The following is an 11,798-nucleotide window of genomic DNA, read 5'->3' on the forward strand; positions in this document are numbered from 1 at the left end:
GGAAGTGACGTACGTTTATAAGGAAGTGTTTGGGTTAAATAAACAAAAAGTGACTTATACAGTTATTGATGACACAACCGGTACGACTTTAGAAAACCAAGTAGAATTGACGACAGGTCATTCAGGTACAAACCTACCAACTGACGCACAAACGAAGTACGATCAAATGGTTGCAGCTTATCAAGCTAAAGGCTATGAATTGGTTTCTAAAGACGAATTACCAGCTAAGTTCGACCTTGATAGCAGTCATGATCAAAACGTGACGGTTCACTTGAAACATGGCACAGCAGAAAGTCAAGAAAGCAAGAAAGTGAGCTTGACGGTTCGTTATCATGGAGCAGGTAGCCAGACGCCAGCCGATAATGTGCAAACAGCAACTTGGACACGGACGGTGACGAAAGATAAGGTAACGGGAGATGTTGTGAAGACTACGGATTGGGTAGCTGACAAGGCAACCTATGATGCTGTTCCATCTCCAGTCATTCCAGGCTACACAGTAGATGTGGCAACTGTTTCGGCAGAAACAGTCACTCAAGAGGATATGGTTAAGGATGTTTATTATACTGCGATCCCAGTAACTCCAGATAAACCAACTCCTCCAGTAGTTCCGTCAACGCCGGACAAGCCAACTACTCCGACAGTTGTACCAACGACTCCTACAAAAGCAACTCCAACGAAAACAGAAATCTTGCCAAGCACAGGTGATTCTCAAGTTGGTCCAACGCTTGCAACGCTGACGGGCGTAAGTTTACTTTTATCAGCTTTCGGTTATATTGGTCGTCGAAAAAAAGAAGATTGATGAATCTTTTGTAAACATATAAAAGTGATCTAAAGGTTGAATCATTCGATAGAAAGGATAAGCTTCACAAGCAACCTAATGTGGTTGATTTGTGGGGCTTCTTTTTTTATAAAAATATTGAAACAAGATTCTTGACAAAAGAAAAGCTTCATGGTTTAATATACCCCATAAGGGTATAAACGGAGGTGCTTATGTTTCACTTATTTACGAAAATAGATAGTATTTCTACAAGTGAATTGGAACAAAAATTAAAAGAGAAGATTCAACTGCTAGATGTACGAACACCGTCTGAATATCGGCGTGGTCATATCAAAGGCGCGAAGAATGTCCCACTCAATGAAATCGCAAGATACACGCCAGCAACAAATGAAACACTGTATGTCATTTGCCATTCCGGTGTGCGGAGCAAAATGGCAGCCAAAAAGCTAAAGAAAAAAGGCTACGATGTTGTCAATGTTCAAGGCGGTATGAGTGCTTGGACTGGAAAAGTTGTTTAAAAGTGATAAAGGAGGAAGTTGAATGAAAATTATCATTGTTGGTGGAGTTGCAGGTGGAATGTCTGCAGCGACGCGTTTAAGACGGCTAAAAGAAGACGCTGAGATTATTATTTTTGAAAAGGGGCCATTCGTTTCCTTTGCGAACTGTGGTCTGCCTTACTATGTTTCTGGAGAAATTGCTGAGCGGGAAGACTTGTTAGTGCAAACGCCTGAGAGTTTAAAGGCACGCTTTCGTTTAGATGTGCGACCTTTCCATGAAGTGACGGCTATCTCACCAGATCAACATATAGTGACGGTTCGGCATGACGGAAAGGAATTTACAGAGAGTTATGATAAGTTGATTTTATCGCCGGGGGCAAAGCCTTTTGTGCCTCCAATTGAAGGTTTGGAAACAGCTGAAAATACCTATACTTTACGTAATGTTCCTGACCTAGATGAGATTATGTTAGCTTTGGAGAAAGAACCAAAAGAAGCTGTGGTGATTGGGGCTGGATTCATTGGACTTGAAATGGCAGAAAATCTTCGTAAGCGTGGTTTGAATGTGACAATTGTTGAGAAAGCACCGCATGTTTTGCCACCGCTTGATGAAGAAATGGCTGCTTTTGTTCAGGCTGAATTGTTGAAAAACGGCATTCAAGTAGTTACTTCTCAGTCTGCTACGCGGTTTGAGGACAAGGGAAAGGTCATTGTGCTGGAGAATGGGCAAAAAATTGCTTCTGATGTGACCATTTTATCTGTCGGGGTGCAACCAGAGAATGCTTTAGCACAGGTAGCAAGTATTGAGCTGGGATTGCGTGGCGGTATCTTAGTCAATGAGCGTTATGAAACCAGTCAACCTGATATTTATGCGGTCGGCGATGCGATTGTTGTCAAGCAAGAAGTTACAGGAGAAGATGCACTGATTTCATTGGCTTCGCCTGCCAATCGTCAAGGTCGCCAAGTGGCGGATGTGATTGCTGGAGTAGCTCGAAAGAATAAAGGCAGCATTGGTACAGCTATTGTTCGGGCATTTGACATGACGGCAGCTTCAACAGGGCTGAGCGAGCGCATTCTTCGTATGAATGGCCGGCCTTATCAAGTTATTCATGTCAGTGGTAAGGATCATGCTGGCTACTATCCGGGTGCGACTGATGTGACCTTGAAACTCCTCTTTGAGCCAACAAGTGGCAAAATTTATGGTGCACAAGGTGTTGGGAAAAAAGGCGTTGATAAGCGGATTGATATTTTAGCAACGGCTATCAAAGGTAATCTAACGATTTTTGATTTGCCAGAGTTGGAATTTACCTATGCGCCACCGTTTGGCTCTGCTAAAGATCCGGTCAATATGCTGGGATATGCAGCCTTAAACTTGGTAGAAGGTTTGAGTGACAATATCCAGTGGTATGAATTGGAAGATGAACTAGCTGCTGGTAAGAAGTTCCTAGATGTGCGGACGGCCAGTGAGCTTCAACAAGGTCGTTTGAAAGTAGATACAGTTCACATTCCATTGAATGAGCTGCGTGAGCGTTTAGGAGAGCTAGACAAGTCGCAGGACTACATCGTGAGCTGTCATAGCGGACTTCGCAGCTATATTGCTGAGCGCATTCTTAAACAAGCAGGATTTTCTGTTAAGAACCTAGACGGCGCTTTTGCCTTGTACAAAATGGTAAAACCAGAGGGAGTAGAATATGGAAACTAGCATCAGTATGCCTGAATTTTATAAAAAATATCAGACAGAAACCTTATCCATTCTTGATGTGCGAGAAGATTATGAGTTTCAAATGGGACACGTGCCGACGGCAAAAAATCTGCCATTAAGCACTTTTGAGACGAGCTACAAACAACTCAGCCAGCAGGAGAAATACTATGTCATCTGCCAATCTGGCGCACGTTCTGCGGCTGCGTGTCAGTTTTTAAGTGCGCAAGGTTTGCATGTGACCAATGTGGCTGGGGGCATGAATATCTGGCCCGGAGAGGTGGAGTAAAATAAAAGAAAATCCGATTAAGTGCTGTCTTAATCGGGTTTATTCGTATTACAATTCAACAATATGAGCTTCGTAGCCAATGGCTTCTAGGAATTTGAGTAGGTCTGTCGTGTTTAAAAAGAGTGTTTTCTCATTGGTATTGGGGTGAAAACTCATGCGTTTTTCTGACATGATTTCTTTGTCAAAATAGACTTGAATATCTTTGTCTACATTGTTTAACAATCCAAAAGGAGAAACAACACCTGCTGGTAACATCATTTTTTCAAATAGACTATCAGATGATGCCATGCGGATTCTATTGGCTTTTACCAGTTCTTTAAATAAGTCCATGTCCAAGCGCTTTTTGTCGTCCATGATGAGCAAGTAGTAGGCGGTTTTCTTCTTGTTAGTGAGAAACATCGTTTTGGTGCGGACGCCTTCAATGCCTTCGATAAAGCTGTCTGCCTGCTCGGTCGTAAGTGCCGGTTCGTGTTCCACGATTTCAAATGGAATGTTTAACTTGTTCAAGGTTTCTTCTACTTTTGCGTATAAGTCCATTTTACTTGCCTCCTTTGATTTGTTTTATTACTCTTATTATACCATATTGAGGAGGACTTTTCTTTCAATGGTTGGCAACCTGCCCCCAAAAGCAGTCCATTCCGTCGATCGGGTCACTAGTCTGTCCTAAAAGCAGTTCACCTCGTTGACCGGGTTCGACCGCTTGTCCTAAAAGTAGTTCACTCCGTCGACTGGGTCGCTAGTCTGTCCCAAAAGCAGTCCACTCCGTCGACCGGGTCGCTAGTCTGTCCTAAAAGCAGTTCACCTCGTCGACCGGGTCGATAATCTGTCCTAAAAGTAATTCACTCCGTCCGCCGGGCTGACAGCTTGCCTAGAAACAAGTTTGCTCTGTCCGCTGGGCTGACGACTTGCCTAGAAATAAGTTCACTCCGTCCGCCGGGCTGACAGCTTGCCTAGAAACAAGTTTGCTCTGTCCGCCGGGCTGACGACTTGCCTAGAAACAGGTTCACTTCGTCCGCCGGGCGGACACACTCCTTTAAGAACTACTTTTGCTCATTGTGCAGTTCTATTTTTCTAAAAAAGTGATAGTTGGAATCATCCCTTATATTGTGTACCGTAAATAAACAAACCTCAGCAGTTTTCGTCGCCTGCTGAGGTTATTTTCGCTTGATAAGGTATTGGACGGCTTTCTCTAGTCGCTCTTTTTGTGCTTCGGGGTCGTCCAAAGGGTGATTGAGACATTCAGTGAGATTTTCAGTAATCATCAACTCAATGACCCGCTCGACACTAGAGCGAACAGCGGTTAATTGGGTGATAATGTCCGCACAGTCGCGCTCTTCCTCTATCATTTTTTGAATGCCGCGCAGTTGTCCTTCGGAGCGTTTCAGCCGCGTAATAAGCTTTGAATTTGCCATGTCCTTGTCCTCAGTTTATTTTTTTACATTATATCTTGAATAGACCTCTTTGTCAAAGTTCTCGCTCCGCCCTTTTCATGGTATAATGAAAGAAATAGAGTGTCACTTACAATGGAGTTTCTATTTGAGCAGAAAGCTGCTAGTAACTGGATTTCATGGGTGTATGAAGGTTTAGTTATGCCTTGATTTATGGTATAATGATAAAACACTTGAAAGAGGATAAAAGGATGAATATTCAACAACTGCGCTATGTTGTAGCCATTGCCAATAGTGGCACCTTTCGTGAAGCCGCTGAGAAAATGTATGTCAGCCAGCCTAGTTTATCCATTGCGGTTCGAGAATTAGAAAAAGAACTGGGTTTTAAAGTATTTCGCAGAACGAGTAGCGGTACATTTCTGACACGTCGAGGGATGGAATTTTACGAAAAAGCTCAAGAATTGGTTAAAGGATTTGATGTCTTTCAAAATCAGTATGCCAATCCAGAGGAAGAAAAAGCAGAATTTTCCATTGCCAGCCAGCATTATGATTTCTTGCCGCCTCTGATAACAGAATTTGCTAAACGCTATCCAAAAGGTAAGAATTTCCGAATTTTTGAATCTACAACGGTGCAGATTTTAAACGAAGTTGCACAAGGACACAGCGAGATTGGCATTATCTATCTGAACAATCAAAATACCAAGGGAATGATGCAGCGGATTGATAAATTGGGGCTGGAAGTGGTAGATTTGATTCCTTTTCGGACGCATATCTATCTACGGGCAGATCACCCCTTAGCTGGGAAAGAGGAGCTTACTATGGAAGATTTAGCAGATCTGCCGACAGTTCGTTTTACACAGGAAAAGGACGAATATCTTTATTACTCAGAGAATTTCGTGGACACCAGTGCCAGTTCTCAGATATTTAATGTGACGGACCGTGCCACTTTAAATGGTATTTTGGAGCGGACAGATGCTTATGCTACAGGATCTGGATTTTTGGATAGCAATAGCGTAAACGGCATTACGGTGATTCGGTTAAAAGACAATTTGGAAAACCGTATGGTTTATGTCAAACGCGAAGAAGTAGAGCTTTCGCCGGTCGGTGCAGCTTTTGTTGCTGTGATGGAAGAATATTTTGCAAAAAGAGGTAAAAAATGAAACGAAAAGTGATGGTGCCAATTGTGATTGTAGCCTTGATTGCGCTGGATCAATGGGTCAAGTTTGAAATTGTCAAAAACATTCAATTAGGCGAAGTAAAGCCCTTCATTCCAAAGATTTTGAGTTTGACTTATTTGCGAAATACAGGAGCAGCATTTTCAATTCTGGAAAACCAGCAATGGTTGTTTGCGGTAATTACTTTAGTGGTGATTGGAGCTGCTATTTGGTATTTGAGCAAACACATTAAAGGTTCTGCCTGGCTGTTGTCTGGTTTGAGCTTGATTATTGCAGGGGGAATTGGTAATTTTATTGACCGTATGCGCCAAGGCTTTGTCGTGGATATGTTTCAGCTTGATTTTATCAATTTTGCAATTTTTAATGTTGCGGATAGTTATCTGACGATTGGCGTGCTTGTACTGATAGTGATGATGTTAAAGGAAGAGGACAATGCAAGTTAAAGTAGAGATTGGCGGTGTACGGTTGGACAAGGCGGTTGCTGATTTGACATCATTATCCCGCAGCCATGCCAATGAGCAAATCAAAAATGGACAAATCTTAGTCAACGGGCAAGTCAAGAAAGCCAAGTATGCTGTCAAGGCAGGTGATGTGATTACTTATGAATTGCCCGAACCAGAAGCACTGGAGTATGTAGCAGAAAATCTGCCGCTAGATATTGTTTATCAGGATGAAGATGTCGCAGTGGTGAACAAGGCTCAAGGTATGGTGGTGCATCCAAGTGCAGGGCATACGAGTGGAACACTGGTCAATGCGCTGATGTACCATATCAAGGATTTGTCCGGTATTAATGGTGTTTTGCGCCCTGGAATTGTCCATCGGATTGATAAGGATACATCAGGATTGCTGATGATTGCCAAGAACGATGATGCGCATATCAAGCTTGCTGAGGAGTTAAAAGATAAAAAATCCCTGCGGAAATATTGGGCGATTGTGCATGGCAATCTGCCGAATGACAGAGGCGTTATTGAAGCACCGATTGGACGCAGCGAAAAAGATAGAAAAAAACAAGCTGTCACGGCAAAGGGAAAGCCAGCTGTGACACGTTTTCACGTTTTAGAGCGTTTTGGCAATTATACGCTGGTAGAATTGCAGTTGGAAACAGGTCGTACCCACCAAATCCGTGTGCACATGGCTTATATTGGTCATCCAGTAGCGGGTGACGAAGTGTACGGACCGCGGAAAACGCTAAAAGGGCATGGACAATTCTTACATGCCAGAACGCTTGGATTTACTCATCCTAAGACGGGAGAAGTCATGAAATTTACAGCAGAAGCGCCAGCTATTTTCCAAGAAACACTAGAGAAATTGAGAAAAGGAATGGAGTGAGAGAATATCTTTTCCTGCTTCATTTCTTTTTTATTTTGCTCGAAATTTTGGTATAATAATGCAATATATCAGCTTTGGAGAGGGTTATGAAATATAGACGAATTGTATGTAAAGTCGGTACCAGTTCTTTAACAAATGAGGATGGAAGTTTATCGAGAGCGAAAGTGAGAGTGATTACTCAGCAGTTAGCCATGCTACATGAAGCAGGGCACGAAGTGATTTTAGTCTCATCAGGAGCTATAGCAGCGGGTTTCTCATCTTTGGGCTTTAAGAAACGCCCGACAAAAATTGCAGACAAGCAAGCGTCCGCAGCGGTAGGTCAGGGCTTGTTGCTAGAAGAATACACGACGAATCTGCTATTGAAAAAGATTGTCTCGGCTCAAATTTTACTAACACAAGATGATTTTGCGGATAAACGACGCTATAAAAATGCACATCAAGCGATTTCTGTCTTGCTTAACAGAGGAGCCATTCCGATTATCAATGAAAATGATACGGTTTCCATTGCTGAGTTGAAAGTCGGTGACAATGATACGTTGAGCGCTCAGGTTGCGTCTATGGTGCAAGCAGATTTGTTAGTTTTATTAACGGATGTTGACGGGCTTTATACGGCAAATCCAGTCAATCATCCTGATGCCAAGCGCCTTGATTTGGTAGAGGAGATTACGACGGAGTTGCTTGAAATGGCAGGTGGAGCAGGCTCTTCTAATGGAACAGGTGGTATGCTGACCAAGCTGAAAGCAGCAACGATTGCCACTATGGCAGGGGTTCCTGTTTACATTTGCTCTTCTTTGAAAGAGCAACCCCTCATCGAAGCCGCAGAAAATCAGGGAAATGGCACATTTTTTACTGCTTCAGCCAAAAATATGAAAACGCAAAAACAATGGTTGGCTTTTTACGCTACCAGTCAAGGCTCTATCTGGGTGGATAGAGGAGCAAGCACAGCATTGAGTGAGCAAGGCAAGAGCTTACTTGTTTCAGGAATTTCAAAAATGTCAGGACACTTTTCTTATGATGATATTGTGACCGTCTATGAAAAGGACACAGAGCGCATTTTAGGAAAAGGACGTGTTCGTTTTGGGCAGTCAGCTTTGCAAGATATGCTGAAAGCCAATAAACCAAAGGGAGTGGTAATTCACCGAGACCATTGGATTTCACTAACGCCTGAATTGGAATTATTATTGTCAGAATTTTAAGAGGAAGTAGGATATGAATAGTACACAAGGCTTACTAGAGAAAATCAAGCAAGCAAAAAAATCAATTAACACAGCTTCAACAACTGAGAAAAATAAAGCTCTATCTTTGATGGCTGATTATTTAGAAGCAGCTACGGACGCAATTTTAATAGCCAATGCGGAAGATATGACAGCAGCAAGAGGTCATATTTCTGAGGTCATGTTGGATCGTCTGTATTTAGATGCCAATCGCATCAAAGACATGGCAACTGGTATTCGTCAAGTGATTGCGTTGCCAGATCCCGTTGGAGACATCTTAGAAGTCTCTCATTTGGAAAATGGACTAGAAATCACTAAGAAGCGGGTAGCTCTTGGAGTGATTGGAATTATCTATGAAAGTCGTCCAAATGTGACATCTGATGCAGCCGCATTAGCCATTAAGAGCGGGAATGCAGTTATCCTTCGTAGTGGAAAAGAGGCACACAAAACAGCAGCTGCCATTGTTTCCGCGCTAAAGGCGGCACTTCGTCAGACCGCAATTTCAGATGATTGCTTGCAGTTGGTGTCAGATACCAGTCGTGAAAGTGCTCAAATCTTGATGAAGGCAAAAGGCTATTTGGACTTGCTAATTCCTCGTGGGGGCGCGGGGCTGATTCAAGCGGTTGTTGAAAATGCGACCGTTCCTGTGATTGAGACTGGTACGGGGCTTGTTCATATCTATGTTGATAAGGACGCTGACCAAGAAATGGCACTAGAGATTATCAACAATGCCAAAACCAGTCGTCCTTCGGTCTGCAATGCAATGGAGGTTTGTTTGGTTCATAAAGAAATTGCTTCCCAGTTTCTCTCAACATTAGAAGAACGCTTAGTAACTGTTCGTAAAGCGCGTGGGGTAGTACCTGTTCAACTTCGATTGAATGAAACAGCTCGCTCTTTCATCTCAGGGGAAATAGCAGAGCCTAGCGACTTTGATAGCGAATTTTCAGATTACATCATGGCTGTAAAGGTAGTGGATTCTTTGGAAGAAGCTATCACACATATTGAGCAACACAGCACACATCATTCAGATGCCATTATTACCAACAATGCCACCAGCGCAGCGATTTTTACAGAGCAGGTTGATAGTGCAGCAGTCTATGTCAATGCCTCCACACGTTTCACAGACGGTGGAGAATTTGGTTTAGGCTGTGAAATGGGGATTTCTACTCAGAAATTACACGCACGCGGTCCGATGGGCTTAAAAGAATTAACGAGTTATAAATATGTTGTGCAAGGTTCAGGACAAATTAGGGAGTAAAAACATGAAAATTGGATTTATCGGCTTAGGAAATATGGGTGGCGGTTTAGCACGTGTAGTGGCTAGGCAAAAAAAACATCAAATCCTGCTCGCAAATCGAAGCTCAGAAAAAGCAAAGCAGATTGCGAATGAAGTGGGTGGCGAACCTGTCACGAACGAAGTCATCTTTGAGCAAGCAGATGTGATTTTCTTAGGTGTTAAACCCACTCAATTTGCGGATTTGTTACAAGAATACCATGTTATTTTGGAAAAGCGCAGCTCTGTTTTACTCATTTCTATGGCTGCCGGCTTGACCTTGCAGCAGTTAGAAGCTCTCGTTCCTACACAACATCGGTTAATCCGGATAATGCCCAATACGCCTGTTGCAGTTGGTGCTGGTGTTATCAGCTATGCTTTATCAGATGAAGCAACAGAGCAGGATGAACACTTGTTGTGTGAACTATTGGATCCTGCCGGTTTGTTGGTTCATTTAAAGGAGCAGCAGTTAGATGCGGCAACTGCTGTGGCTGGATGTGGTCCTGCGTTTGTTTATCTCTTTTTGGAAGCACTGGCTGATGCAGGGGTACAAACTGGCTTACCACGAGATTTGGCTTTGCAATTAGCGAATCAAACCCTTTTAGGTTCAGCGGTATTAGTCAAAGAAAGTGGCCAACATCCTGCGGTTCTCAAAGATCAGGTTTGTAGCCCAGCAGGCTCAACGATTGCGGGAGTAGCGAGTCTTGAAGCAGATGCTTTCAGAGGAAACATTATCAAAGCCGTTGCTGCATCTTATAAACGCACTCAGGAACTGGGGAAATGAATAAACTTATGATACTACGTCTTTACAGCAATTTAAGAATGAACCATTAATTAGAATGTTACTTCAAGTTTGATATGGTGAAATGTATCTTTTAACAATTAGTCATTTTCTTTAATTTGTCAAATTTTCTATTTTATAGTAAAATGTAAAAACATGATAAATTCTAGGCAAGATGCTTGGTGATTAGTGAGGAGAGAATATGAATCAATTACCAAATTGTCCAAAATGCAACTCAGAATATGTTTACGAAGACGGTTTGCTGTTAGTTTGCCCTGAATGTGCATTTGAATGGAATCCAGCAGAAATCGTTGAAGAAGATAATCGCATCAGAGCAATTGATGCAAATGGGAATCAGCTTGCGGACGGAGATACCGTCACTCTCATCAAAGATTTAAAGGTCAAAGGTGCTCCAAAGGATTTGAAACAAGGGACGCGCGTGAAAAATATTCGGATTGTAGAAGGAGACCACAATATTGACTGCAAGATTGATGGTTTTGGTGCGATGAAGCTCAAATCAGAGTTTGTCAAGAAAATTTGAGGTTGATGATGAAGCGAAATGTGATTTTTTATAGCCGCATGATATTGTTTATGTTAGGGTTTACAGGAGTCTACCTTGAAATCACAAAGCATGGTGGCTTAGGAATGCTGATGTACTACACAGTTTTATCTAACATGATTGTTACAGCTTTTACGGCCTATTTGCTCTATCTAATGGCACGTTCTGAACAACGCTGGCAAACGCAGTCGCTGTTTCGGCTAAAAGGCGGAGTGACCATGTGTATTATGATTACATGCGTCATTTATCATTTTATGTTGGCACCGCTTGCAACTGATTTTTATCGACTTGAAAATTTCCTTTGTCATTACATTGTGCCACTATGGTTTTTAGCAGATACCTTGTTGTTTGATAAACGCTCACAATATCGTTGGTTTGACCCGATTGCTTGGACGAGTGTGCCTTTGATTTATTTGGCTTTTGCTCTATTTAATGGCCTAATTATCAAATGGTCTATTCCAGGTGCAAAAGATAGTCCTTTTGCTTATTTCTTCTTAAATATTCCAAAATACGGTTGGCCGTATGTGTTGCAATGGTCACTTAAAATTTTTATCGGCTATTTGTTAGCAGGTTTCTTATTTTATGGGGTTATGTCCCTATCCTCGCGTAGGAAATTGTCTTCTTAATACTTGAAAATAGATTCTGTTTGAAGAAAACCATTCTTTTTGAATAATTTTCTTCAGACTTTTTTCTTTCCGAAAGATAAATTGCTTGAAACTAAGCTAAAAATATGATATCTATAATAAATACAAGATTTTAGTAAATAAAAAGTTTCATAATTTTTAAATTTAAAAGCAAATATTTTGACATCATTAAATT

Annotated in this window: 14 protein-coding genes; 12 read left to right on the plus strand and 2 right to left on the minus strand. The window is 42.0% G+C overall.

All coding sequences use genetic code 11. From position 1 onward, the window contains the following. From HMPREF3249_RS06970 to HMPREF3249_RS06985, 4 genes are all read left to right on the plus strand, one after another. The coding region (locus tag HMPREF3249_RS06970) for a mucin-binding protein (RefSeq protein WP_070496650.1) at positions 1–799 on the plus strand (799 nt) is incomplete at its 5' end. Between the two features lie 191 nt (positions 800–990). Then, positions 991–1,296 carry a rhodanese-like domain-containing protein gene (locus HMPREF3249_RS06975; protein ID WP_003024970.1) on the plus strand — a complete coding sequence of 102 codons (306 nt, stop codon included), beginning with the start codon at positions 991–993 and terminating at the stop codon, positions 1,294–1,296. Positions 1,297–1,318: 22 nt separating this feature from the next. Continuing rightward, positions 1,319–2,974 carry an FAD-dependent oxidoreductase gene (locus HMPREF3249_RS06980; protein ID WP_059220642.1) on the plus strand — a complete coding sequence of 552 codons (1,656 nt, stop codon included), beginning with the start codon at positions 1,319–1,321 and terminating at the stop codon, positions 2,972–2,974. Then, complete coding sequence (locus tag HMPREF3249_RS06985; protein WP_049533391.1) at positions 2,964–3,260, plus strand: rhodanese-like domain-containing protein; 297 nt, start codon at positions 2,964–2,966, stop codon at positions 3,258–3,260. The genes HMPREF3249_RS06980 and HMPREF3249_RS06985 overlap by 11 nt, the downstream gene beginning before the upstream one ends. Positions 3,261–3,308: 48 nt before the next feature. On the opposite strand, the gene HMPREF3249_RS06990 is transcribed toward HMPREF3249_RS06985, so the two are convergent. Further along, on the minus strand, positions 3,309–3,797 hold the full coding sequence (locus HMPREF3249_RS06990; RefSeq protein WP_049533390.1) for a prolyl-tRNA synthetase associated domain-containing protein: 489 nt from the start codon (positions 3,795–3,797) through the stop codon (positions 3,309–3,311). A gap of 617 nt (positions 3,798–4,414) precedes the next feature. Further along, complete coding sequence (locus HMPREF3249_RS06995) at positions 4,415–4,672, minus strand: metal-sensitive transcriptional regulator (protein ID WP_003024959.1); 258 nt, start codon at positions 4,670–4,672, stop codon at positions 4,415–4,417. A 227-nt stretch (positions 4,673–4,899) separates the two neighbouring features. Here HMPREF3249_RS06995 and HMPREF3249_RS07000 point away from each other — a divergent pair, with 227 nt between their 5' ends. From HMPREF3249_RS07000 to HMPREF3249_RS07035, 8 genes are all read left to right on the plus strand, one after another. After that, positions 4,900–5,808 carry a LysR family transcriptional regulator gene (locus HMPREF3249_RS07000; RefSeq protein ID WP_059220644.1) on the plus strand — a complete coding sequence of 303 codons (909 nt, stop codon included), beginning with the start codon at positions 4,900–4,902 and terminating at the stop codon, positions 5,806–5,808. Further along, positions 5,805–6,266 carry a signal peptidase II gene (gene lspA / locus HMPREF3249_RS07005; protein WP_003027481.1) on the plus strand — a complete coding sequence of 154 codons (462 nt, stop codon included), beginning with the start codon at positions 5,805–5,807 and terminating at the stop codon, positions 6,264–6,266. Before HMPREF3249_RS07000 ends, lspA begins: the two co-directional genes overlap by 4 nt. Further along, positions 6,256–7,152 carry an RluA family pseudouridine synthase gene (locus HMPREF3249_RS07010; RefSeq protein WP_003041610.1) on the plus strand — a complete coding sequence of 299 codons (897 nt, stop codon included), beginning with the start codon at positions 6,256–6,258 and terminating at the stop codon, positions 7,150–7,152. Before lspA ends, HMPREF3249_RS07010 begins: the two co-directional genes overlap by 11 nt. A gap of 86 nt (positions 7,153–7,238) precedes the next feature. After that, the gene (proB, locus tag HMPREF3249_RS07015) at positions 7,239–8,348 is read left to right on the plus strand and encodes a glutamate 5-kinase (protein WP_003041604.1); all 1,110 of its coding nucleotides are present in this window, start codon (positions 7,239–7,241) and stop codon (positions 8,346–8,348) included. Between the two features lie 13 nt (positions 8,349–8,361). Next, on the plus strand, positions 8,362–9,624 hold the full coding sequence (locus tag HMPREF3249_RS07020; protein WP_003027472.1) for a glutamate-5-semialdehyde dehydrogenase: 1,263 nt from the start codon (positions 8,362–8,364) through the stop codon (positions 9,622–9,624). 4 nt (positions 9,625–9,628) lie between these two features. After that, a complete protein-coding gene (proC, locus tag HMPREF3249_RS07025; RefSeq protein WP_037607627.1) occupies positions 9,629–10,423 on the plus strand; it encodes a pyrroline-5-carboxylate reductase in 795 nt (264 codons plus the stop codon). A gap of 199 nt (positions 10,424–10,622) precedes the next feature. Beyond that, complete coding sequence (locus HMPREF3249_RS07030) at positions 10,623–10,961, plus strand: zinc ribbon domain-containing protein YjdM (protein ID WP_003027463.1); 339 nt, start codon at positions 10,623–10,625, stop codon at positions 10,959–10,961. Positions 10,962–10,969: 8 nt separating this feature from the next. Further along, a complete protein-coding gene (locus tag HMPREF3249_RS07035; protein ID WP_022525347.1) occupies positions 10,970–11,605 on the plus strand; it encodes a Pr6Pr family membrane protein in 636 nt (211 codons plus the stop codon). The last annotated feature ends 193 nt before the right edge of the window (positions 11,606–11,798 follow it).

Origin of the sequence: Streptococcus sp. HMSC36C04 (genome assembly GCF_001839535.1) — a bacterium.
In the GTDB taxonomy this organism is placed as follows: domain Bacteria; phylum Bacillota; class Bacilli; order Lactobacillales; family Streptococcaceae; genus Streptococcus; species Streptococcus hominis.

Excerpts from the sequence above, each read along its gene's own strand:
- HMPREF3249_RS06975 (WP_003024970.1), top strand. The coding sequence starts at position 991 with ATGTTTCACTTATTTACGAAAATAGATAGTATTTCTACAAGTGAATTG.
- HMPREF3249_RS06980 (WP_059220642.1), top strand. The coding sequence starts at position 1,319 with ATGAAAATTATCATTGTTGGTGGAGTTGCAGGTGGAATGTCTGCAGCG.
- HMPREF3249_RS06985 (WP_049533391.1), top strand. The coding sequence starts at position 2,964 with ATGGAAACTAGCATCAGTATGCCTGAATTTTATAAAAAATATCAGACA.
- HMPREF3249_RS06990 (WP_049533390.1), bottom strand. The coding sequence starts at position 3,797 with ATGGACTTATACGCAAAAGTAGAAGAAACCTTGAACAAGTTAAACATT.
- HMPREF3249_RS06995 (WP_003024959.1), bottom strand. The coding sequence starts at position 4,672 with ATGGCAAATTCAAAGCTTATTACGCGGCTGAAACGCTCCGAAGGACAA.
- HMPREF3249_RS07000 (WP_059220644.1), top strand. The coding sequence starts at position 4,900 with ATGAATATTCAACAACTGCGCTATGTTGTAGCCATTGCCAATAGTGGC.
- lspA (WP_003027481.1), top strand. The coding sequence starts at position 5,805 with ATGAAACGAAAAGTGATGGTGCCAATTGTGATTGTAGCCTTGATTGCG.
- HMPREF3249_RS07010 (WP_003041610.1), top strand. The coding sequence starts at position 6,256 with ATGCAAGTTAAAGTAGAGATTGGCGGTGTACGGTTGGACAAGGCGGTT.
- proB (WP_003041604.1), top strand. The coding sequence starts at position 7,239 with ATGAAATATAGACGAATTGTATGTAAAGTCGGTACCAGTTCTTTAACA.
- HMPREF3249_RS07020 (WP_003027472.1), top strand. The coding sequence starts at position 8,362 with ATGAATAGTACACAAGGCTTACTAGAGAAAATCAAGCAAGCAAAAAAA.
- proC (WP_037607627.1), top strand. The coding sequence starts at position 9,629 with ATGAAAATTGGATTTATCGGCTTAGGAAATATGGGTGGCGGTTTAGCA.
- HMPREF3249_RS07030 (WP_003027463.1), top strand. The coding sequence starts at position 10,623 with ATGAATCAATTACCAAATTGTCCAAAATGCAACTCAGAATATGTTTAC.
- HMPREF3249_RS07035 (WP_022525347.1), top strand. The coding sequence starts at position 10,970 with ATGAAGCGAAATGTGATTTTTTATAGCCGCATGATATTGTTTATGTTA.